The following is a 22,262-nucleotide window of genomic DNA, read 5'->3' on the forward strand; positions in this document are numbered from 1 at the left end:
GCGTGACGTATCCTAGCAAGGCGTCACGCATTTGCAGTTTTAACTACGTTTTCTAATCAATGCTTCCTGGCATACTGAAGCAACTAACTCACCTTGTTGGTTAAAAATATTCCCTCGATTAAAGCCTCTTCCGCCTGACGCACTAGGGCTATCCATATCGTAAAGTAACCATTCATCAACCTTGAAAGGGCGATGGAACCATATCGAATGATCAAGACTCGCAACTTGCATGCCTTTTTGCATAAAACTCAAACCGTGCGGCAGCATACTAGTACCAAGCAGGCCGAAGTCCGAGGCATAGGCCAGAAGGCAATGGTGTAATGATAGATCATTGGGGACTGATGCCACCGCTCTAAACCAATTTTGCTTATAGGGTGGACGAATATCCGGGTTGGTATAGTCAATTGGCTTAACTGGTCTGATTTCGATTGGTTTATCGCGGGTGAACTGCTCCCTAAGTTTTTCAGGTATCAGGTGCTTAAAGCGACGACGTATTTCCAGCTCGGAAGCCAGTTCTTCTGGCGACTTGCTTTCGGGCATATCAAACTGGTGTTCTGAACCCGCTTCATCTTTTTGAAACGAAGCGTTGAGGGTAAAAATCTCTTTGTCGTCTTGCCGGGCAATGACTCGCCGTGTTGCGAAAGAACTACCGTCTCGAATAATCTGCACTTCGTACTGAATTGGTAGAGAATGATCCCCTGGGCGTAAAAAGTAGCCATGCATTGAGTGAGCGCTGAGTTGATCGACTGTTTGATAAGCCGCCATCAGTGCTTGACCACAGACCTGTCCACCGAATACATTTTTGAAGCCCAAATCTTCGCTGCAACCTTCAAAGACTAAGTTGTTGAGTTGCTTAAGTTGAAGGACATCGATGAGTTGTTGTAGTACGTCTTGCATGATCATGACTCACTTTATTAATCGCGCTTTGTTGAGTTTTAAACAAAGCGCCTAATTCAGGGAGTCTTTAGCTTAAAGACTACTGAGCTCTTTAACTAGCGCTTGTTTTTCAACACAGCGTTGCCCAGTTAGTACAAAACCATCCAAACAGTCTTGCTCGTTATAATGACGACCACAAATATTCAGGCCATCTTGTTCGAAGCGCCATTGGCCTGAAGCACTGGCAGGTGGGCAAACGACGACGGGGCAGGCGGGTGTTTTAGTTGCTATCGGCATGATGCCGAAGCTTACCTGGCTCGGTGTGCCGGTCAGAGTCTTCGCTAAGGTGCGTGCGCAGGTCATTAGTGGCAGCACGTAGAGTCTGACCTGCCCTTCGATCTCTGCGCAGTCACCTAAGGCGTAGACATCTTCTGCACTAGTTTGTAGCAAGGCGTTGGTGACAATCCCTTGCTGGCATTCAATCCCCGAGTCTTGAGCAATTTGTATATTGGCTTTCAGGCCGACGGCAGAAATAACCAAGGCACACTCAAGTTCTTGGCCATTACTTAAACGAGCAAGCAAACCATTTCCTTGTTCAGTGATTTCGCTTACATGAGCTTGCATTTCAAACTGACAACCTGCATCACTAAGGCCTTCGATAAGCGCTTGTCCGGCCTCTTCAGGAATCAAACTGTTTAAGGCTGATTTTGAAGGGTCAACGATAGTTACCTTATAACCGCTTGCCAATAAGTCATTCGCGTATTCACAGCCGATTAAGCCGGCACCCATGATCAGTACATGGTTCTGGCTTTCTGAGCAGTTTTCGCCTAACAAAGAACGAAAACGGCGGTAGTCCATTAGGTCATTGATTGAAACGACTTTCTCAAGCTCACTTCCGGGAAAACTGAGCTTATTGACCTGAGCACCACAAGCAAGCACTAGCTTGCTGTAGTCTAAGCGTTCTTCACCTATCAGGATTGCTTTGGCAGAAGTATCGATTCGGTCAACACTCGTATGATTTCTGATTGAAATATTGTGCTGTGCCGCGAACTTTCCCGGGTCGGCCATTGATAGCTCATCAGCCTGCTTGCCTTTGGCAAGTGCTGTCGAGAGCATAGGCTTGGAATAAGAGTGTGCGTCATCCTGAGTGATCACAATAATCTCGCTTTCCTGGTCCAGCTTGCGAACCTCCTTAACAAGATTATATCCGGCCAAGCCACTACCAATGACAACGATAGGTGAAGTATTCATGTTAAATCTCTACCATTTCAAAGTCTTCTTTGCCTACACCACAGTCAGGGCAAAGCCAGTCTTCGGGTACATCTTCCCATGAGGTGCCCGCTTCGATGCCATCATCAGGCCAGCCTTCGCTCTCATCATAAATTAATCCGCAGACTACGCATTGCCACTTCTTCATTCTTTATACCTGTATTATCAAAATGTTACTTGCCTTTCGAATGCATACAAACATGCCTCTCTGGTTTACACTAGCGCCCGCTTGCTTATGCGAAGAGAAGATTCTAGTTTAGAGAATAAATGTTGCCTCATTCACTTAGCGGGCTAATTTACCGAATCAGCTCGATCAGCACAAATCTTTCACTATTTCAGCGATAGTAACTTTGCGGCCAGGCAGGCTCACAGATATAATCTGCACAGCCATTTTATCAGGAAGATCTATGTCCAATACCAAAACCGTCGAAGCCCAGAAAGTCTTTAATGAGGCCGACTGCCTAATCGATATGTCTGAGCTAAGTGATGCAATTGAAAAGACAGCCAAAGATATTGAGCAAGACTTAGCGACCGACAACCCTCTGGTTATTTCAATTATGAATGGCGGTTTGGTGTACTGTGGTCACTTACTCGCTCATTTGAATTTTCCACTAGAGCTGGATTATTTACACGCTACCCGATATGGGAATGAAACCTCTGGCAGCCGCTTGGACTGGCTGGCTAAGCCGGTAAAAGCACTGTCGGGCCGAACCGTTCTTCTGGTTGATGATATCCTTGATGAAGGGCATACCCTCTTACATGTACAGGATTATTGTCGGCAGCAAGGTGCAGCGCGTGTTCTGACGACGGTTTTATTGGATAAGCAACATGACAGAAAGGCGACCAAGGATCTGCTCGCTGACTATACTTGTTTAAATGTTGAGGATCGTTTTGTTTTTGGTTTTGGTATGGATTATCAAGGCTATTGGCGGAATGCGCCGGGTATTTACGCAGTTAAGGGCATGTGATGCTAAAGCCAGCCGCTCGGCGGATACCCGACTGGAAAGTGCCTAAACAATATGGTTCCTGGGTCTTTGATCAAGGTTCACTTACCAAGAGGCTTATCGAAGCATCAAATAATAACTTTAGTGTGCGTGTCACTTATCAAGGCTGGGCTGTACCAAGTCTTGAGGAGAGGCGGATACTAAAAGTGAGAGAGCGTCAGAAAGCGCTGGTCAGGGAAGTTGAGCTGCTTTGTTTCGGAGAAGTATGGGTGATAGCGCGCAGTATTATTCCGAAAACAACGCTAAGTGGTTATGAAAGACAGCTTCAGTATTTGGGAGATAAGCCTTTAGGCGCATTTCTGTTTAAATCCAGAGTTATGACGCGTAGTAAGCTTGAAAGTGTCTCCTTGGTGAAACAGTTTAAAGAACCCGTATTTGGGCGGCGCTCGGTATTTTTTCTTCGTCAGAAACCATTGCTGGTGAGCGAACTATTTATGCCTCGGGTATTTGAGGCAAGCAAACGAGAGAAATAGGCATATGAATACTCAGAGTAAACCCGCGTTTGCAAGTGTTGCAATGGACTACGTAAGGCTTGCGAGGTTGGATAAGCCTATAGGTATTTATCTGGTTTTGTGGCCAACGCTTTGGGCATTATGGTTTGCTGCCGAGGGCATACCAGCTATGGATGTGTTAGCTATTTTTATCGCCGGCTCTGTTTTCATGCGCTCGGCAGGCTGCGTAATCAATGACTTTGCGGATAGAAAAATAGACGGTCATGTAAAGCGCACTGAAGCTCGCCCTCTGGTGACGGGGCGGGTGAGTGCAAAACAGGCTTTGATCTTTTTCGCCGTTTTATGTCTGTTGTCTTTCATCCTGGTTTTGTTTACCAATAAACTGACAATTTACCTTTCATTTGGTGCACTCGCACTTGCTTCTGCTTATCCCTTCATGAAGCGCTATACTTATTTACCACAGGTGGTCTTAGGTGCTGCATTTGCCTGGTCCGTTCCTATGGCTTATGCCGCGCAAGTGAATGAACTGCCTGCGCATATCTGGTTGATCTATATGGCAACAGTCTTGTGGACCGTTGCTTATGATACGATGTATGCCATGGTCGATAGGGATGATGATATCAAAATCGGCGTTAAATCCACGGCCATCTTATTTGGTTCGGCTGATCGGGCGATTATCGCATTTTTGCAGGTTTTGGTGATATTGACGCTGAGCTTGTTAGGTGAACAGCTTGAAATGGGGCAGTTTTACTTTCTGAGTATTGTCGTTGCGTCGGTACTATTTGTATATCAGCAGCACTTGATTCGCCATCGTGACAGAGATGAGTGCTTTAAGGCGTTTTTGAACAATAACTGGGTGGGTATGGTTTTATTCCTGGGACTGTTTCTAGACTTTTATGTCAGGTGAATTGTAAAACTTCGCAAAAAGGAGCGCTCATTAGGTTCTCAGCATAGGCTTACAGTGTAGTGTCATAAAACTGTAACAGCTTGCCGTTTTAATACAGTTTGATTTTTGGAGTAAGTACTATGTCAGAAAAAACCGTATTAATTGTTGATGATGAAGCATCAATCAGAGAAATGATTGCTGTTGCTTTAGAAATGGCTGATTACAATTGTATCGAAGCTTCAAATGCGCAGGATGCATTTATTGCTATTGTGGATCAACGTCCCGATATGATTTTACTTGATTGGATGTTGCCAGGCACTAGCGGAATTGAATTGGCAAGACGCTTGAAACGCAATGAAGCGACCAGTGATATCCCTATTATTATGCTGACAGCTAAAACCGAAGAGGATAATAAAGTACAGGGTTTGGAAGTCGGTGCCGACGACTATATTACTAAGCCTTTTTCTCCTCGTGAATTGGTTGCTCGTCTTAAAGCTGTACTTCGTCGTGCGACGCCTGCGGGTGTCGAAAGTGAAATCGAAATAGATGGATTGGTACTTGACCCAGTTTGTCATCGCGTTACCGCTCACAATAATTTGCTGAGCATGGGGCCAACTGAGTTTAAGCTACTGCAGTTCTTTATGACGCATCAAGACCGCGTTTATAGCCGTTCCCAGCTACTTGATCAAGTTTGGGGTGGCAATGTCTATGTTGAAGATCGAACCGTTGATGTTCATATTCGGCGCCTTCGCAAGGCATTAGGTGAAAGGCATGAATACCTGGTTCAAACTGTTCGAGGTACTGGCTATCGTTTTTCTGCTCAAGGTGCTGCATAGCGCTTGAGCATTGGTAACTTTGTTATAAAATAAGAAAGGTGGCAAGGAGCTCGATTTTTCATGCACATGACTTCGATCATTGACGAAGGGTGCACACTCTCTGTACCGTTTGCGTTTTAATGGCAAACTATTGAATCAGAGAATGAATCTGTCTTCCTGTGCTGGAGCATAAGGTTATGCACAAACGAATCATCGGTCACTTATACTCCCTTTTTTGGGCTGTGATTGGCTTGCTGGTACTTGGCCTGCTGATTGGGGAATTAGCGTGGGTTCTCGCGATTGGCTGCTTTGCCTACTTAGCCTGGACAATCAGCCAGGCTGTTAAGCTGCATCGTTGGCTTTACAGTGTACAAGAAGACCAAGCAATTCCCGAAAGCCATGGTTTATGGGGCGATCTGTTTGACGGTCTATATCAAATTCAATATCAAAATCGCATTACTCAAGAAAACTTGCGGTCAATGATTGCTCGTGTCCAATTATCTACCAATGCACTAAAAGAGGCTGTCGTCATGACTAACTCTGAAGGTGCGATGGACTGGTGGAATGACTCTGCAAGTACAGTACTTGGCTTTAAACGAGAGTCAGATAGAGGTCAGCTGATAACAAATTTGCTTAGAGACCCTTCCTTTAAGCGATATTTTGAAAGCAAGAATTACGACGAACCTTTAGAGCTACGTTCACCTTTAAATAAAAGTGCAACTTTGCAAGTACATATCACTTTGTTTGGCAAAGATGACCGCTTGGTTTTCGCGCAAGATGTGACGCGTGTGCAGCGACTTGAACAGATGCGGCGTGACTTCGTTAGCAATGTTTCTCATGATATGAGAACGCCATTGACGGTTATTAGAGGTTATATCGAAACCTTCCAGGATGCTGAAGATACACCTAAGAAGTGGCGAAGAGCCTTAAATTCAATGCAAGAGCAAACGAAACGGATGGAAAGCCTGATTAGTGACCTCTTGTTACTCGCCAAGTATGAAACTGAAGGCCTGCCTAGTAATACTCAAGCGATCGATATCGAACCGGTACTACAAGAAGTCTACCGCGACGCACGAGCCTTTAGCGCTGACAAAAATCAGAATATTCGTTTGGACTTTGAAAGCACCAAACCCTGTTTATTTACCGGTGACTCTCGTCAGCTTTATAGCGCCTTCTCAAACCTTGCGTTTAATGCAGTTAAGTATACGCCCACCGGTGGTGATATCGACATCAGCTGGTGGCTGGATGAAGAAGGTGCTCACTTTTGTGTGCGTGATACCGGTGAAGGTTTTGATTCCGTTCACATCCCTCACTTGACGGAACGCTTCTATCGAACGGACCCCAGCAGAGACCACTCAAGTGGCGGCTCAGGCTTGGGCTTAGCGATCGTGAAGCATGTATTGATCAATCATAATGCCGAGCTGGAAATCCATAGTGAAGAAGGCATAGGCAGTGAGTTTATTTGTCACTTCCCGGCATCGATAATGGTTTCCAGTAGCTCGGCTAATGAACAGAAAGCGCTAGCAAATGCATCTTGATGAGCTATCTGCATTTACTTGGATAGCTTTTTCTGCGCCTCTGCTTCAAAGTTCATATTGATATTGCCTAAAGATCTTTCTTCGTTTACCCAAAATGCGACCGCGCCACACACCGCAGCGGGCAGTGCCAGAAAATTCACGATAGGCAGAAGCGTTGCCCCAAACGTTACCAGCCCAAAACCTAGTGATGTCAGACGATGGCTAGCCAGGTAGTTTTTCATATCGGGGAAGCTCATCTTATTATTATCTGCCGGGTAGTCGATATATTGAATGGCCATCATCCAGGCTGAGAAAATAATCCAGATAACAGCAATAATCACATTCAAGCCGGGGATTAAGCCTAAAACCAATAGCACTAGCACCCGCGGGATATAATAAACAAGCTTTTGGAGTTCTCGCATGATGGTTCTGGGAACCATTGCCAGTAGCTCGCTCCATGAGAAGTCTTCACCTTTATCTTGGCCGCTTAAGTGCTTTTCAGTGAGTTCTGCCAGGTAGCCATAAAAAGGAGCGCCGATTAAATTCGCGGCGGCAATAAAGCCATAAAACAGCGTCATTAAGATGGCTAAGAAGTAGATTCCCCAGAATAACCACTCCATGAATCCTAGCCATTCTGGGACCCAAGACAATAAGGTCGCCATCCAACCGTCTACTAGGCTATATGCCCACATGATGAGCAGCGTAAACAAGATGATATTTACGGTTAAAGGAACCAGTAAAAATAGGCGAAAGCCGGGCTGGCAAATGATCTTGAAACCTTGAGCCAGATAGCCAAAGCCGGTAAACATATTTCCCTTCATGTGAAGATTCGCTCCTGATCAGAATATCGTCTAAGAAATTTATAGGGCTTAATAGGGTTGTAGGCAGTGTATAATAGCTCGCTTGGAGTTTCAGCAGTGCTCTGATGAAATCAAAGTAATGTCACTAGGTAGTTGTAGCCAATGCGTCCAGATTTTCAAATCGAGATTGTTTATTCAGATGAACAGCTTGTGGTGGTTAATAAGCCCTCCGGTTTGCTATCAGTTCCGGGCAGAGGCCCCGACAAAGCTGATTGCTTGCTGAGCCGCTTACAAGACCAATTTCCCACTATCAGGGTGGTTCATCGTTTGGATTGCGCAACCTCGGGCTTGATGGTCTTGGCGCTTGATGCGGATTCCCACAGGGAGCTTAGTAGGCAGTTTCATGACAGAGAAGTCAAAAAGCGCTATGAAGCCTTGGTTTATGGCTTTATGGAAGATGAAAGTGGCGAAGTTAATCAGCCATTGAAGACCGACTGGCCCAATCGGCCTCGACAGATGATTTCACATGAAGGTAAAGCTGCTCAGACCTTCTATCAATGTACGACTCGCTCAGAACAGGCATCGAGAGTCATCCTCACGCCGATAACAGGTCGCTCTCATCAACTACGTGTTCATATGCTATATACCGGCCATCCAATATTGGGCGATGGGCTTTATGCTCACGAGTCGGCATTAAAGGCTAGTAGCCGTTTATGCCTACATGCCACAGACTTAAGTATCTACCAGCCAAAGACTAAAACTTTTATGGAGTTCTCAAGTGCTACACCTTTTTAGTCAGATAATCCAGTTTACCTGGCTGAACAAAATCGTTTTGTACCTTGCTTTGCTGTTCTCTTGTATTGCCGCGTTTTCACCCCTTACGGGGCTGGAGCAAGTTAATGTGAGTGACAAGGTGCTCCACCTAGTAGCATTTTTTGTACTTTCTTTATTGGTTCAAATTGCCTATCCAAGGCTAGGTTTAAGGGCAATACTATTTTGCTTGGCTTGCTTTGGTCTGGGTATTGAGCTTGTTCAGGCTTACTTGCCCCACCGTAGTTTCGAGCTAAATGATTGGTTTGTAGACTTGTTAGGCACAGTGATTCACCTGATCCTTATTGCGCCAACTATTAAGAGCAAGTGTTTGAGTGGTAAATACGCACCTTGTTAAATTCTTCAAACTCATTTAGGTCTGGACAAGTACGGGCTTCTTTTACTTCAAGCAAATCGTAAGCGGAAGAGGGCAGTACTTTTACGCGGGAGTCAGCAAGAAGTACTTGAGGACATTTAGTGGTAAACAAATCTAGCAAGTCGTGATTATCTTTGTCATATAGTACATCCGCCGCGGTGATCAGGTCGAGCTCTTCATCAAAAGCCATAAAGTCTTCAGAGTAGTCAAAGCTCAGAGAGTTGAGTTCGGCATTTGCACGACAAGCTTCAAGAGCGTCTGAGTCGATATCACAAGCTATGACTTTTTTGGCACCAGCCTTGGCAGCAGCGACTGCAACAACACCCGAGCCGCTACCAAAATCTAGCACTGTCTTACCACGCACATATTCCGGGTTCTCCAGAATGAACTGAGCCAAAACCTGTCCACTTGCCCAACAAAAAGACCAGTAGGCAGGTTCGGCCACAACAGCCTGTGCTTCGTCATGGCTAAGTGGGCCCTGTAATACAGCTGGGTCAAACAGATAAAGGCCGATTGCAGGGCAGGCGGGAGGTTTAGTCGCCTTGACACGACCTTTAGCGAGAGTTTTATTTAAGTTAGCGTTGAGTGTATCGACAGTATTCATGACATTTTAATGATGATTGACAGTGTTAAGTTGACCAGCTTGGTGTAGCTACTTTATGCTGCGAGGAATAATAACAACAGCATTTCGATGCATCATAGATAATACAATAAAGTTACTTTTAAACTAGGGTAAAAAAGGAAGACTATGGAAAATATAACTGAAACTACAGATAAGCTAGAAGGCTATGCTGATATAGCTGTAGAAGCTGCAATTCTTTACGGGCCAAAAGTTGTTCTGGCTATTGTTACCTTGATAATTGGTCTTTGGGTGATAAATCGAATTGTTAGCAAGGTTGAAAAGCATTTTACGTCTAAAGCGGATCCAACGCTTGGTTCGTTTGTCAGTAGCCTGGCGTCAGTCATCTTCAAGATGATGCTATTGATTGCTGTTGCATCAATGGTTGGTATTGAAACTACTTCTTTCGTTGCAGTACTCGGTGCTGCTGGCTTGGCCGTTGGTTTGGCATTGCAGGGCAGTTTGTCAAACTTCGCTGGCGGTGTTTTGATCTTGCTATTCAAGCCTTTCAAAGTAGGCGACTTAATTGATGCTCAAGGCCATATTGGTGTCGTTAAGGAAATTCAGATCTTTAACACAATTCTAACAACGGCAGATAATCGCGTCGTTATTATTCCAAACGGTGCCCTATCAAATAGCAGTATGGTTAATATCAACCAGCTGGATACTCGCCGTGTTGATTTCGTTTTTGGTATTGGTTATAGCGATGATATTGATAAAGCGAAAGCGATTATTGAAGGCTTGATCACTTCAGATTCTCGTGTATTAAAAGATCCTGAGCATTTGATTGCGATCTCTGAATTAGCGGATAGTTCAGTCAACTTTACCGTTAGGGTTTGGACTAAGACGGCGGACTACTGGGCAGTTCACTTCACAATGTTCGAAGCAGTTAAGAAAGCGTTTGATGAGCAAGGAATTAGTATTCCGTTCCCTCAACAAGACGTACATATGCATACAGTTCAATAACCTACGCACTAGCGCCGGTTATTTAAGACGTTATTTGTTTTGCTGATAAAAGGCGCTCTTTTGAGCGCCTTTTTTATTAATAAACGTATTTCCTAACCTGCGAAAGAATGAAAACAAGTGTGATAATACTGCTGAAAAACTGGAAAAAAACTCATCTATAAACGACGCTAATAAAAAGATACTTTTTGTTACTTCAACTTATCTTTGTTCGTGACTAAGATGAAGTTAAGAAAGAATTTAGTATCAACGAATTTTGCTGGTCTCTATCTGCCTGTGCATAGCGCTTCAGAAATACGAAGTGACTGAGACAAAGCAATAATTACGATTGTCTCGATCTACTAAAGACAAAAATAACGAGTGTTAGGCAGTTATAGAGGTACTGGAAATGCCAGTTGAACAGCTAAAGCAATATCTAGATTCGAATGACGTTCAATACGTATCAATAGAACATTCGGTAGCATATACCGCAAAAGAGATCGCTGAACGTATTAAACTTAAAGGTGACCAAATGGCGAAAACCGTTATGGTCAATTTGGACGGTTGTATGTCGATGGTGGTGCTACCCGCATCATGTCGAATACGCTGGGATCAATTTATGAGAGCCATGGGAACCGAGCTGGTCGCCCTGGCAACAGAAGATGAATTTAAAGACCGTTTCCCATCATGCGAAGTGGGTGCTATGCCACCATTCGGCAATTTATATGATGTCCCCATCTATATGTATGAAGGGTTCGATGAAACCGGTGATATTGCCTTTAGAGCAGGAAATCACCACGAAGTGATTAAAATGAAGCTCTCTGATTATATGGAACTAGCGCATCCGATGACGCTAAATGAGGGCTTCGCAAAGATTGGTATGAAGAAGCCAAGCTGGTTGTTAAAGAAGAAGGCCGGGTAGAAAACCTAGCCTTCTATTGTTTACCGTTTACAATCTCCGGGCCTTACAGCAGGCGGCCTGAACTGCGGCTCGGGGATTTATTCTTTTAATTGCTAGCGAACATAGAGAATCAGGTCTTCGTATCCTCGTCGGATGCGAAATGCCTGCACATTTCGCTGCCTCAAATAAGACTTAAGCTCTGCAATATTTCTAATCCTGCTTCGGTTGACCGCGAAGATTATATCCCCTTGCTCAAAGCCTACTCGTTTAGCGATCGAATTATTGCTCAGTTCTTTAACCTGAATGCCAATAGCTTCTTCTTGATCACTTGGAATGAGATCCATTAACAGGCTTCCGCTCAAATAAGAAGAGACTTTGTCACCAGCTATTTCCGGGACAGGTATGGCTTCGATCTCAATTTCGAGCGCTTTGTTATTGCCATTGCGAATAATCTCAAGATCAAGGGTTCTGCCAATTGCAGAAAGTCCAATTCTGTTTTGGATATCATTGGCATTCCTGATGGCCCGACCATTTGCCTTAGTAATAATGTCGCCCTGCTTTAGACCTGCATCATCTGCTGCGCTGCCATCCTCGATACTACTGACAATAGCCCCCTGATAGGTATTAAGCTGATGTGTTCCGAACGAGAAGGCTTCAGCTAACTCAGGGCTTAAGTCTTGGAAACGGGCACCGATACCGCCGCGTTTTACTTCACCAAACTGGATAAGTTGTGACATAACTGATTGGCTGACTTCAGTTGGAATGGCAAAGCCAATGCCAACGTTTCCTCCGGCTGGAGCGATAATGGCGGAGTTGATGCCAACTAAGTTGCCATTGAGGTCAATTAATGCGCCGCCTGAATTGCCGGGGTTAATGGAGGCATCGGTTTGAATAAAATCTTCGTACCCCTGGATGCCAAGACCATTCCGCCCAAGTGCGCTGACAATTCCAGTAGTCACCGTTTGCCCAATACCAAAGGGGTTACCAATGGCAATTACAAAGTCGCCAACGGCTAGGGAGTTAGAGTCGGCGATTTTCAAAGATGACAACTTTTCTGCATCGATCTTCAGCAAAGCGATATCAACCTTCTTGTCGGAACCTACTAAGGTGGCTTTGAATTGACGCCCGTCCTGAAGTTTTACTTCGATATCGTTAGAGTCAGCAATGACATGATGATTGGTAAGAATATAGCCTTCTTTTGCATCAACTATTACACCGGAGCCAGCACTTTGAACTTGGCGTGACTCTTCAATTTCATCAGGAAAAGAGAAGAAATGTCGAAAAAATGGTGACTGTAGTAAAGGGTTATATTTACGCTGAATGGTATAGGTCGCAATATTAACCACGGCTGGCGCTGACTCCTTAATGATCGGCGCGAGAGAGGGTTGTGAATTTCCTTCTATCAGACGTTGCGGAAAGCCAGCGGCTTGAAGTGAAAAAGAGAAACTTAAGCTGAGCAAGATGAACAAAGTCAAACCGTATTGCTTGAAGTTAAAAAACACATTATTTGATAATTGATTAAGACGCATCTTTTTATTGTCCTTCACTGGGTATTACAGGCGATATTATAAGCTCAAAGGTGTGATTGTTGGGAAGTTCTTGCATAATACTGCAAAAGATTTGCTGAGAGGAAAAGCATGAGCAAGCAATATGATGTAGTGATTGTCGGTGCCGGTATGGTCGGCGCTGCCATTGCCTGTGGATTGGCTCGATCGAACTTTAAAGTTGCGGTCATTGACCCGCTATTACCCCCTGCGTACGTAGAAGGCGAAGCACCTCACATTCGGGTATCGGCGATCAGCTATGCGAGTGAACAGATATTAAAAAACCTGGGTGCATGGCAATATATCGAAGGCAAACGCTTATGTCCTTATCGACGTTTAGCAGTAAATGAGATGCCTGCTAAAAAGGGGCTATCTGCCTTATTGCCTGACATCTCGACATGGGCAAGAACCGAGTTTGATTGCAGTCAGATTGGCCAGAGTCATCTTGGCAATATTATTGAGAATGATATTGTTCATCTCGCTTTGCATGAAGCAATGAACGGCCTGGAAAATGTTAGCGTCTATTGTCCAGACAAAATTGAAGAGATGGAATTGGATGGTGAGCTGAAAACCCTGACACTATCAAAAGCAGGAGACATTAGCGGGCGCGTAGTGATTGGTGCCGATGGCGCACAGTCACGTGTGCGAGAACAAGCCAGCCTCGGTCAATATAAAGACAAATATGCGCAGCATGCTTTTGTCTGCACTGCTGCGTATGAAGGCAGTCAGGAAGATATTACCTGGCAGTCATTCACCTCTCATGGACCCTTGGCATTTTTGCCCTTGGCCGATAGTGGTAAGGAACACTTTGGCTCACTCGTCTGGTACGACTTGCCTGAAAGTGTCGGCAAATTATCGCAGATGGGTAACGAGGAGCTGTTAGCGACGATCAAAGCTGCTTATCCTTCAGAGCTTCCTACCATTACACGCATTGTAGAGCACGCTAGCTTCCCTTTATTTAAGTCCCATGCCATTAACTATGTCCGCCAGGGTGTGGCATTGGCGGGGGATGCAGCACATACTATCAATCCTTTAGCCGGGCAGGGCGTTAATCTGGGCTTTATGGATGCTGCGATGCTAATCGAAATTCTGGGGCAAGCACACTTAGCGGGCGAAGATATTGCTAGCCTTGAAGTCCTGCAGCGTTATCAAAAAAGTAGACGACCAGAGAACCAGAAAATGATGAGCATTATGGATATGTTCTATCATGGCTTTAGTAATGAGTTGCTGCCGCTAAGGGTGGTAAGAAATATAGGCCTGGGTCTAGCAAATAATTCCGGGCCTGCGAAAAATAAAGTGATGCAGTATGCGGTGGGCGCAATAGGTAACTTGCCTAAACTTGCTCAAGCCTAAAGGAAGCAAACGAGGAAAAAACAATGACAGAAACGCTATTTACCAAAATTATTGATCGTCAGATTCCTGCAGATATCGTCTATGAAGATGACATCTGCCTGGCATTCAAGGATATTCAGCCAACCGCTCCCGTACACTTGCTTATCATCCCTAAAAAACCAATCGCGACGATTAACGATATGGATGAAGGTGATAAGGAAACATTTGGACATTTGTTCTTTGTTGCCAAGAATATTGCCGCCGATATGGGCTTCGCAGAAGATGGTTACCGTGTTGTGATGAATTGCAATGAATATGGTGGACAAAGCGTCTACCACGTACACCTGCATTTAATCGCTGGTAAACCTTTGGGTTGGCCTCCTTTCACCGAGAAGCTTAAAGTCTGAGCAAGTGTAAACAAGGGTAAAACCATTGCTGACAGACTAATATTTAAGCACCCTCTTCGTTAAACTAGAGCTACCTAAACGAAGAGCGTGGTGAAATATGATCTGGAACCTGGAAGAAAGAAAGTCTAATAAGAGCCTACAGTCAATACTACAAGGCTTGGTATTATTTGCCATGATGTTTTCATTGGCGGCACTTGCTGAAGCTGATGAACTTTCTTCTCGTCTGGAATCACACTTCAATGCCGATAGCTCGTATCGCTTTATCAACTATGAAAGTGTTAATCAGGTGCATGCTGATGAGTATGGCAGCATGCGCTACTTAGTGATGGATTTTGATTTGCGACTTGCCAGTAATGATCTTCAAGGCAGTATTCACCAGATTTGTAATACTGTCTTGGCAGATAGGCAGTTAATAAAAGACCTATCTCGTCATGGCTATGATATGGTTTCAGTATCATTTGATAGGCAGTCACAGTATGACTGCCTATAAATACCTAAAAAAACAAACGCTCTAACTCCTTACCCGGGTCTGCCGCCCGCATAAATGCTTCACCGACTAAGAAGGCGTTCACATCACGTTCTTGCATAGCGATCACGTCTTCTCGAGCATGTATGCCGCTTTCTGTGACCACAATCCTATCTTCGGGAATCTGCTTCAATAAGTTAAAGGTGTTATCGAGTGATACTTCGAAAGAGTGAAGGTCCCGATTATTAATGCCGATTAAGCGAGTTTCCAGCGTTAAGGCATCTTTAAGCTCTGCTTCATTATGAACTTCGACCAAAACATCCAGGCCGATTTCATGGGCGATGCCACTTAACTCCTGCATTTGATCTTTTGTTAGGCAAGCGGCAATCAGTAGCACGCAATCAGCATTCACAACGCGGCTTTCGTAGATCTGATAAGGCGCGACCATAAAATCCTTACGGATAATCGGCAAGGCGCTCGCAGCACGAGCTTGTTGCAAATAGTCCTCATGGCCTTGGAAAAAATCACGGTCAGTAAGTACCGATAAACAGGCTGCACCGGCCTTCTCATAACTTTCGGCAATGGCGGCAGGTACAAAGTCCTCTCGAATAATTCCTTTGCTTGGTGATGCCTTCTTGATCTCGGCAATAATGGCAGGCAAATTGTTCGCGTTCTTGGATTCTATCGCCCGCACAAAGCCGCGGGTCTCATCCCGATCGAAGGCTTGTGCCTTGCAGTCGGCTAGCTTTAGCGTGCTTTGTCTTTCCTCAATTTCCTGCCACTTGCGTGCGACAATCTTTCGCAGAATGGTTGGAGTTTTATCGCTGGCTGAATCTGGGCCAAAAGAAACGTCTGACATAATGAATCCGGTATATAAAGTTATTCTGCAAATACGCGCGTAAAGCTCGCCAAGTCATTTAATTTAGCTAAAGCTACGCCAGAACCAATGGCATCGGATGCCAGCTCAACGCCTTCAGCCAAACTACTAGCCAGGTCAGAAGCATAGATCGCTGCACCGGCATTTAAAGTAATAATTGAGCGTGCTTTTTGCGCAGCCTCGCTTTGTTCCTTTCCTAAAGCTGCTTTTATCAAGTTTAGGCTTTGTTCTGCACTATCGACACCCAAGCCATCAAGTGAAGCTCGCGCCAGGTCAAAGTCTTCTGGTTTGATGGTGTATTCACTGACTACGCCATCCTTGAGTTCAGCGACATGGCTGTCGCCGGAAATAGTGATCTCATCGAGGCCGTCACTCGCGTGGACGATGAGTACATGCTCGCTACCCAGACGTTTTAATACTTCAGCCATAGGCTTACACAAAGCACTATTGAATACGCCGATCACTTGCTTACCAACGTTAGCAGGGTTAGTCATGGGGCCAAGCATATTGAAGATGGTACGAATAGCCATCTGCTTCCGGGGGCCAATAGCATGCTTCATAGCGCTATGGTGAGCTGGTGCAAACATAAAACCAACACCAATTTCCTCAATACAACGCTGTACTTGCTCGGGGCTTAAAGACAAATTAATGCCTGCAGCTTCGAGTACATCAGCACTGCCAGTGCTGCTAGAAACGCTACGGTTACCATGCTTTGCTACCTTGCCACCCGCTGCAGCTACCACAAATGCACTGGCTGTCGAGACGTTAAACAAGTTAGCACCATCGCCGCCGGTGCCACAGGTATCTACCAAGTGTTCGCCGCTGATATCTACTTTAGTAGAGAGCTCTCGCATCACCTGAGCAGCGCCGGTAATTTCATCAATGCTTTCGCCTTTCATGCGCAAAGCAACTAGGAAACCGCCAATTTGAGCTTCTGTCGCTTGGCCTGTCATAATCTGTTGCATGACAGACTGCATTTCATCGGTTGCTAGGTCGGTGTTTTCAACGACTTTTGCCAGAGCTTGAGTAATATCCATGCGTATACCTATTTTTATTCGCTTATCGTTTTATCTTATCGGTCTAAGAAATTCTTAAGTAAGTCATGACCGTGTTCACTTAGAATTGACTCAGGGTGGAATTGAACCCCTTCAATATCAAGTTCCTTGTGGCGAACACCCATGATCTCTTCGACACTACCGTCTTCGTTTTCAGTCCATGCCGTGATTTCCAGGCAATCAGGTAGCGTATCTTTACAAATAACCAGTGAGTGGTAACGGGTTGCGGTGAAAGGGTTAGTCAATCCCTTAAATACGCCCCTATCGTTATGATGCATGGCTGAAGTCTTACCGTGCATCACCTGCCCGGCACGAATGATATTTCCGCCAAAAGCCTGGCCAATACTTTGGTGACCCAAACAAATACCAAGAATTGGAAGCTTGCCTTTAAAGTGCTCAATGGCAGCCAGTGATACACCGGCTTCGTTTGGCGTACAGGGGCCAGGTGAAATCACAATTTTACTAGGTTTTAGCGCTTCAATTTCTTCGATGGTAATTTCATCGTTACGGTAAACATGAACATCGGCACCGAGTTCGCCCAAGTACTGAACAACGTTGTAGGTAAACGAGTCGTAGTTATCAATCATTAATAGCATTGTTTTTCTCCTTACCCGTCTAAGCCTTGAGTTGCCATTGCCACCGCTCTGAATACAGCGCGCCCTTTATTCATGGTTTCATCCCACTCACTTTGCGGTACCGAGTCTGCAACGACTCCCGCACCGGCTTGAATATGCAATACCTGGTCTTTTATGACCGCGGTGCGAATGGCAATCGCCGTGTCCATATTGCCATTCCATGAGAGGTAACCAACAGCGCCGCCATAAACGCCCCGCTTAACCGGCTCAAGCTCATCGATGATTTCCATCGCACGAATTTTCGGGGCACCACTTAGAGTACCGGCAGGGAAAGTCGCGCGTAATACATCAATCGGACTGGTATCGGGTTTTAGCTTGCCGGTCACGTTCGAGACAATGTGCATAACATGAGAGTAGCGCTCTATCACCATTTTATCGGTGAGCTCTACACTGCCAATTTCACTAACGCGGCCAGCATCATTTCGTCCTAAATCGATTAGCATCAAATGCTCGGCGCATTCTTTAGGATCTGCGAGTAGGTCTTTCTCTAAGGCTAAGTCTTCTTCTTCATTCATGCCGCGCTTGCGAGTACCAGCAATCGGCCGAACAGTAACTTCACCCTCTTCTACGCGCGCAAGTATTTCAGGTGATGAGCCGACAATATGAAACTCGCCCAAGTTCAAAAAGTACATATAGGGAGAAGGATTCAAACAGCGTAAGGAGCGATACAGATTCAAAGGCTCAGCAGTAAACGGAATCGACATGCGCTGTGAAATCACCGTTTGCATCACGTCACCAGAGAGTACGTATTCCTTAATGGTATCGACAGCGTCTTTAAACTTGTCTTCAGAAAATCCAGATATAAAGTCGCTTTCTTTTATGTCAGTTTGTGTGGCTTCTTGAGCCGGCTCCGCGCAGGTATTATTCCGTAAACGATGAACCAATAAATCCAGTACCGACTGAGCTATTTGATAAGCATCTTCAGTGGCAGGGTCTGCATGATGAATAAGTATCAACTTGCCACTTAGGTTATCGAATACAACCAGCTGGTCAGACACCATAAGCAAGATATCAGGTGTACCCAAAGGATCTTCAGGACAGCTGTCAGCAAGCTTTGGTTCAATGTATCGAACGGTGTCATAACCAAAGTAGCCAACCAAACCGCCATTGAAGCGTGGTAAGCCTTCTATTTCGGGCACCTTGAAACGCGTTTGGAATTCCTCAACAAAAGCTAAAGGGTCACTGCACTCGTGTCGCTCGATGATTTCGCCATCTTGCTCGAGTGTGGCTGTGGAGCCAGAAATTCTAAGTACTTGCGTACAAGGCAAACCGATGATGGAGTATCGGCCCCATTTCTCGCCACCATGAACAGACTCTAGTAAATAAGAATAGGTGCCGTTAGCGAGTTTAAGATAAGTACTTAAGGGCGTATCGAGGTCAGCCAAGACTTCACGCGTGACAGGAATGCGATTGTAGCCTTGAGCCGCTAGTTGTGAAAAATGCTCAGGTGTCATAGGGTGTTCCTAACTAAATTCATAATCTATTAATTAAAACGAAGCGGTATACAGCGCAGGAGCTGCAAATATTGAACGAGCGCGTGCTCAATTAGCTAGCTTCGCCAGCGGCAGGGAAGCAGCGCACGAAGGGCTGCGAAATTATGAACGGATGTAGACACTGAACAGTCTCTCTACTCTAATCAATTAATAGGTATAAAACGGCCTACAGATTACCTCAGGCCTGTGAGTGAATCAATAGCTCAGGGTGCATGCTAGCTCGCTATTTGAGACTCTCATAGCTTTAAATATAGCAATTTTAGCCAAGGCAGCTGCTTAAGCTAAAAAAGACTACATTTTTTTGCTAAGACAGGTATATTAATTGAGGGCTAGGAATACTTAGCTCAATGCGAACAGGATGTTTGCAGAATCTATTTCTATACTTTTTAAAAGGACTTAAAAATGAAGAACTTTCTTAAGCGCCCAACGATGGCGCTATCTGTGTTATTGGCTTCCTCATCACTTCAAGCTTTACCTGTTTATATCAATGAGTTTCACTATGATAATCAGGGGGCTGATCAAAATGAGTTTGTTGAAATAGCAGGCTTAAGTGGTACAGACTTACTTGGTTGGCAACTCGAGTTTTATAATGGCAATAATGGCCGACGTTATATGTCATGGGACTTATCTGGTAGTTTTTCCGATCAGCAGGCAGGCTATGGTGTGTTAGCCTTTACCGGCTCTGGTGGTCTGCAAAATGGTGGCAATGATGGTATTGCCTTGGTAAATAATCTGGGCGACTTAGTACAGTTTATTAGCTACGAAGGCTCCCTTGTCGCAACAAATGGTTCAGCTTTGGGCGCCACAAGTATCGATGTTGGCGTTGTAGAGTCACCGTCTACGGCTTTGGGTAGCTCAATACAGTTAAGTGGCACAGGAGAAAGCTCTGAAGCGTTTGCTTGGGTCTTGGGGCAAGCTTCCCAAGGGGCTTTTAATACCGATCAACTTTATCAGGCGCCTATTGTTTCTGGTCCTGTCGTACCAGATATTCCGACATTCACTGAGCCGGGTTCAAACCCTGATGTGGTATCGGTACCAGAACCTGCCAGCTTAAGCCTGCTGGGCTTGGGGTTACTCTTACTTGGTCAAATACGCCGGGGCGCTAAAATGCGAAGTTAGGGGAAGTAGGCGCTCGGTTTTGCAACAAGCTGAGCGCCTTGGATGACGTTTGGGCTAGGAAATGCCAGCTAACTTGGCTCTCATTGCTGCGATGGTTGCCTGATAGTCATCGGTATTGAATATGGCTGAGCCGGCAACAAAAGTGTCGGCACCAGCTTGTGCTATCTCGGCTATATTGTTGATATTGACGCCACCGTCAATTTCCAATCGGATATCTTTACCTGAATCATTAATCAACTTGCGTGCTTGTCGAAGTTTATCGAGTGTACCAGGAATAAACTTTTGGCCGCCAAATCCGGGGTTAACGGACATGAGCAAAACCATATCGAGCTGGTCAAGGGTATGGTCAAGGTAGTGTAAGGGGGTAGCCGGGTTAAAAACTAAGCCCGCCTTGCAGCCACCATCTTTGATGAGTTGTAATGAGCGATCAATATGCTCAGAAGCCTCTGGATGAAAGGTGATATAGGTCGCACCAGCATCGATAAAGCTTTTGATCATATCATCGACTGGCTTCACCATTAGGTGAGCATCAATTGGAGCTGTCACGCCGTGCTTTCGAAGCGCCTCACAAACCATTGGGCCAATTGTCAGGTTAGGGACATAATGATTATCCATCACATCGAAGTGAACGATATCAGCACCGGCTTCGAGAACATTCTCGACTTCTTCACCTAGGCGTGCAAAGTCGGCAGAAAGAATAGAGGGGGCGATCAAAAATTGGCTCATGGTTTCCTCGGAATTAATAATTTGCGCTATTCTAACGTAGAAGCGCTGGTGCGAATAGTTTAGTTGCCGATAAGTAAAGTGTTAAGCCTATTGATGATAGGTTTGTGCCTCCGAGTGTCACTAAGATGAGTTTTTATATGAAATGGTTTTGCCTTGCTCTTGTTACTCTTATATTCAGTTCTAGCATGGTGCTGGCGGAAGATGCACCTGACGCCTCTGAAGGCAAAGAAGAAAGTGAAACCAAGAGTGAGGCGCTTAGAGTTGGACATATAGATCTAGATAAGGTGACTCAGCAAGCCCTGATATCGGAATTGAGGCAAAAAGAAGTAGTTTGGCTGGATGTTGAGTACCCCATACCTGAAGGTGGTTCTTCTGCTGGAAGTGTTCAGGTTCTGGCTTTACAAAGACCTTCTCAAAAGCCGCAACAACATGGTGCTGTTTTATTGGTTCCTGGTATCGGCCAGCATGCGGACTGGCCTCAAGTAATAAGGCCTGTACGCAGTGGGCTTCCAGAGGCGGGTTGGTATACCTTGGCGCTCTCATTACCAGGCGCTTCCATAGACAAAGTCCCAGAGCGAGCTTTACCAGTAAAGAAATTTGATGAGCTTGAACTAAGCCCTGCTTTGGCAGAAGCATTAAACAACAAGACAGCCAAAAACGAGGATAGTGGAAAAGATAAGTCAGATGGTGAGGCGGAAAAAAGTGAGCAAGCGGCAGACAAAGACGATGCAGTTACCGAAGACAGTTCTGATCCAGATAAACCTGTTGATATAGACCTTGCCGATAAAGAAAAGCAGCTAAAAGCAATTCCCTACCAAGACAAAGCGCTTGCGCACGTGAACGCTGGTATTTCGTACTTACAGCAGCAAGGCTATCAGAATATTGTTTTGTTAGCCTATCGCGCTTCAGCCAACATTGCCTTTGAGTATCTCAAGCAAAAGCAGGGGACATTTAGTAATAAAGGCTTTGCTCTGGTACTGGTTGACCCTGAGTTTGATGAACCTTTACAAGTCGATCTGGCAGAGCATTTAGGGCAAAACTTCCAGCCACCCGTCTTGGAGATGGTTAATTCGGTGGAAGATGAAAGTTCTGTCAAAGCGCGCTTGGCATCGGCAAACGTGGCTGGCGCAATTAACTATATGCAAGTGGACTATGCGTTTAATTTATCTGAAGGGCCACAGAAAAATTTGGTTCGACGAATTCGTTATTGGCTTGAGAAATATGCACCGGGTATGATTGTAGGTAATCGTTCCCGTTAAGTCGGCGAAGTAGCTGGACGGTAAGTTCATAGACGCTACAGATTACAATGCAGGGCATGACATAGCCAAACATGCGTTTAGG

The 22,262-nt window shown here is 45.2% G+C and carries 25 protein-coding genes; 14 read left to right on the plus strand and 11 right to left on the minus strand.

The features are described from left to right. Positions 1-39: 39 nt before the first annotated feature. The 3 genes from A3763_RS13220 to A3763_RS13230 all read right to left on the minus strand — a co-directional run bounded on the left by A3763_RS13220 (position 40) and on the right by A3763_RS13230 (position 2,293). Positions 40-897 (minus strand): acyl-CoA thioesterase II, encoded by an 858-nt coding sequence (locus tag A3763_RS13220; RefSeq protein WP_068510077.1) that lies wholly within the window; start codon positions 895-897, stop codon positions 40-42. Between the two features lie 72 nt (positions 898-969). Then, positions 970-2,127 (minus strand): FAD-dependent oxidoreductase, encoded by a 1,158-nt coding sequence (locus tag A3763_RS13225; RefSeq protein ID WP_068510049.1) that lies wholly within the window; start codon positions 2,125-2,127, stop codon positions 970-972. A gap of 1 nt (position 2,128) precedes the next feature. After that, positions 2,129-2,293: a rubredoxin gene (locus tag A3763_RS13230; RefSeq protein WP_068510051.1), complete on the minus strand. Its 165-nt coding sequence runs from the start codon at positions 2,291-2,293 to the stop codon at positions 2,129-2,131. A gap of 259 nt (positions 2,294-2,552) precedes the next feature. Here A3763_RS13230 and A3763_RS13235 point away from each other — a divergent pair, with 259 nt between their 5' ends. The 5 genes from A3763_RS13235 (at position 2,553) to phoR (ending at position 6,840) form a co-directional block, all read left to right on the plus strand. Then, entirely contained in the window at positions 2,553-3,113 is a 561-nt protein-coding gene (locus tag A3763_RS13235; RefSeq protein ID WP_068552532.1) for a hypoxanthine-guanine phosphoribosyltransferase, read from the plus strand. Further along, positions 3,113-3,622, plus strand: coding sequence for a chorismate lyase (locus A3763_RS13240; protein WP_068552536.1), 510 nt, complete (start codon positions 3,113-3,115; stop codon positions 3,620-3,622). Before A3763_RS13235 ends, A3763_RS13240 begins: the two co-directional genes overlap by 1 nt. Positions 3,623-3,626: 4 nt before the next feature. Then, positions 3,627-4,508: a 4-hydroxybenzoate octaprenyltransferase gene (gene ubiA, locus A3763_RS13245; protein ID WP_068760125.1), complete on the plus strand. Its 882-nt coding sequence runs from the start codon at positions 3,627-3,629 to the stop codon at positions 4,506-4,508. 119 nt (positions 4,509-4,627) lie between these two features. Further along, positions 4,628-5,323, plus strand: coding sequence for a phosphate regulon transcriptional regulator PhoB (gene phoB / locus A3763_RS13250; protein ID WP_068510058.1), 696 nt, complete (start codon positions 4,628-4,630; stop codon positions 5,321-5,323). A 176-nt stretch (positions 5,324-5,499) separates the two neighbouring features. Then, a complete protein-coding gene (gene phoR, locus A3763_RS13255; RefSeq protein WP_068510060.1) occupies positions 5,500-6,840 on the plus strand; it encodes a phosphate regulon sensor histidine kinase PhoR in 1,341 nt (446 codons plus the stop codon). A 14-nt stretch (positions 6,841-6,854) separates the two neighbouring features. Here phoR and cysZ read toward each other — a convergent pair whose 3' ends face one another. Beyond that, a complete protein-coding gene (gene cysZ / locus A3763_RS13260; protein WP_068510062.1) occupies positions 6,855-7,640 on the minus strand; it encodes a sulfate transporter CysZ in 786 nt (261 codons plus the stop codon). A gap of 141 nt (positions 7,641-7,781) precedes the next feature. Here cysZ and A3763_RS13265 point away from each other — a divergent pair, with 141 nt between their 5' ends. Beyond that, positions 7,782-8,414 carry an RluA family pseudouridine synthase gene (locus A3763_RS13265; RefSeq protein ID WP_068510064.1) on the plus strand — a complete coding sequence of 211 codons (633 nt, stop codon included), beginning with the start codon at positions 7,782-7,784 and terminating at the stop codon, positions 8,412-8,414. Beyond that, positions 8,398-8,787 carry a VanZ family protein gene (locus tag A3763_RS30140; RefSeq protein WP_068510067.1) on the plus strand — a complete coding sequence of 130 codons (390 nt, stop codon included), beginning with the start codon at positions 8,398-8,400 and terminating at the stop codon, positions 8,785-8,787. The genes A3763_RS13265 and A3763_RS30140 overlap by 17 nt, the downstream gene beginning before the upstream one ends. Here the strand turns inward: A3763_RS30140 and A3763_RS13275 are convergent. Further along, entirely contained in the window at positions 8,747-9,409 is a 663-nt protein-coding gene (locus A3763_RS13275) for a methyltransferase (protein ID WP_068552540.1), read from the minus strand. The two genes, A3763_RS30140 and A3763_RS13275, sit on opposite strands and share 41 nt — an antisense overlap. A 144-nt stretch (positions 9,410-9,553) precedes the next feature. Here A3763_RS13275 and A3763_RS13280 point away from each other — a divergent pair, with 144 nt between their 5' ends. Both A3763_RS13280 and A3763_RS13285 read left to right on the plus strand, forming a co-directional pair. Next, positions 9,554-10,390 carry a mechanosensitive ion channel family protein gene (locus A3763_RS13280; protein ID WP_068514472.1) on the plus strand — a complete coding sequence of 279 codons (837 nt, stop codon included), beginning with the start codon at positions 9,554-9,556 and terminating at the stop codon, positions 10,388-10,390. Between the two features lie 385 nt (positions 10,391-10,775). Further along, the gene (locus tag A3763_RS13285) at positions 10,776-11,288 is read left to right on the plus strand and encodes an aminoacyl-tRNA deacylase (protein ID WP_068554211.1); all 513 of its coding nucleotides are present in this window, start codon (positions 10,776-10,778) and stop codon (positions 11,286-11,288) included. 92 nt (positions 11,289-11,380) lie between these two features. Here A3763_RS13285 and A3763_RS13290 read toward each other — a convergent pair whose 3' ends face one another. Next, positions 11,381-12,796, minus strand: coding sequence for a Do family serine endopeptidase (locus A3763_RS13290; RefSeq protein WP_068514468.1), 1,416 nt, complete (start codon positions 12,794-12,796; stop codon positions 11,381-11,383). A gap of 108 nt (positions 12,797-12,904) precedes the next feature. On the opposite strand from A3763_RS13290, the gene A3763_RS13295 reads away from it, so the two are divergent. The 3 genes from A3763_RS13295 (at position 12,905) to A3763_RS13305 (ending at position 15,040) form a co-directional block, all read left to right on the plus strand. After that, on the plus strand, positions 12,905-14,164 hold the full coding sequence (locus A3763_RS13295) for an FAD-dependent monooxygenase (RefSeq protein WP_068513876.1): 1,260 nt from the start codon (positions 12,905-12,907) through the stop codon (positions 14,162-14,164). Positions 14,165-14,187: 23 nt separating this feature from the next. Continuing rightward, positions 14,188-14,550, plus strand: coding sequence for a histidine triad nucleotide-binding protein (locus A3763_RS13300; RefSeq protein ID WP_068514465.1), 363 nt, complete (start codon positions 14,188-14,190; stop codon positions 14,548-14,550). A gap of 97 nt (positions 14,551-14,647) precedes the next feature. After that, the gene (locus A3763_RS13305) at positions 14,648-15,040 is read left to right on the plus strand and encodes a hypothetical protein (protein WP_156490586.1); all 393 of its coding nucleotides are present in this window, start codon (positions 14,648-14,650) and stop codon (positions 15,038-15,040) included. A gap of 4 nt (positions 15,041-15,044) precedes the next feature. On the opposite strand, the gene trpC is transcribed toward A3763_RS13305, so the two are convergent. The 4 genes from trpC to trpE are packed head-to-tail and all read right to left on the minus strand — an operon-like array spanning position 15,045 to position 19,037. After that, positions 15,045-15,875 carry an indole-3-glycerol phosphate synthase TrpC gene (gene trpC / locus A3763_RS13310; protein ID WP_068514462.1) on the minus strand — a complete coding sequence of 277 codons (831 nt, stop codon included), beginning with the start codon at positions 15,873-15,875 and terminating at the stop codon, positions 15,045-15,047. A gap of 20 nt (positions 15,876-15,895) precedes the next feature. Continuing rightward, positions 15,896-16,930 (minus strand): anthranilate phosphoribosyltransferase, encoded by a 1,035-nt coding sequence (gene trpD, locus A3763_RS13315; RefSeq protein WP_068554209.1) that lies wholly within the window; start codon positions 16,928-16,930, stop codon positions 15,896-15,898. Positions 16,931-16,965: 35 nt separating this feature from the next. Continuing rightward, the gene (locus A3763_RS13320) at positions 16,966-17,544 is read right to left on the minus strand and encodes an aminodeoxychorismate/anthranilate synthase component II (protein ID WP_068554207.1); all 579 of its coding nucleotides are present in this window, start codon (positions 17,542-17,544) and stop codon (positions 16,966-16,968) included. Between the two features lie 11 nt (positions 17,545-17,555). Beyond that, entirely contained in the window at positions 17,556-19,037 is a 1,482-nt protein-coding gene (gene trpE / locus A3763_RS13325) for an anthranilate synthase component I (protein ID WP_068514455.1), read from the minus strand. Between the two features lie 441 nt (positions 19,038-19,478). On the opposite strand from trpE, the gene A3763_RS13330 reads away from it, so the two are divergent. Beyond that, positions 19,479-20,195 carry a PEP-CTERM sorting domain-containing protein gene (locus A3763_RS13330; RefSeq protein ID WP_068514453.1) on the plus strand — a complete coding sequence of 239 codons (717 nt, stop codon included), beginning with the start codon at positions 19,479-19,481 and terminating at the stop codon, positions 20,193-20,195. Between the two features lie 54 nt (positions 20,196-20,249). Here the strand turns inward: A3763_RS13330 and rpe are convergent, their stop codons facing one another. Further along, complete coding sequence (gene rpe / locus A3763_RS13335) at positions 20,250-20,921, minus strand: ribulose-phosphate 3-epimerase (protein ID WP_068513466.1); 672 nt, start codon at positions 20,919-20,921, stop codon at positions 20,250-20,252. Between the two features lie 137 nt (positions 20,922-21,058). Here rpe and A3763_RS13340 point away from each other — a divergent pair, with 137 nt between their 5' ends. Beyond that, positions 21,059-22,180, plus strand: a complete 1,122-nt coding sequence (locus A3763_RS13340; RefSeq protein WP_068554205.1) for a DUF3530 family protein — start codon at positions 21,059-21,061, stop codon at positions 22,178-22,180. Positions 22,181-22,262 lie beyond the last annotated feature (82 nt).

The organism is Oleiphilus sp. HI0128 (assembly GCF_001635365.1).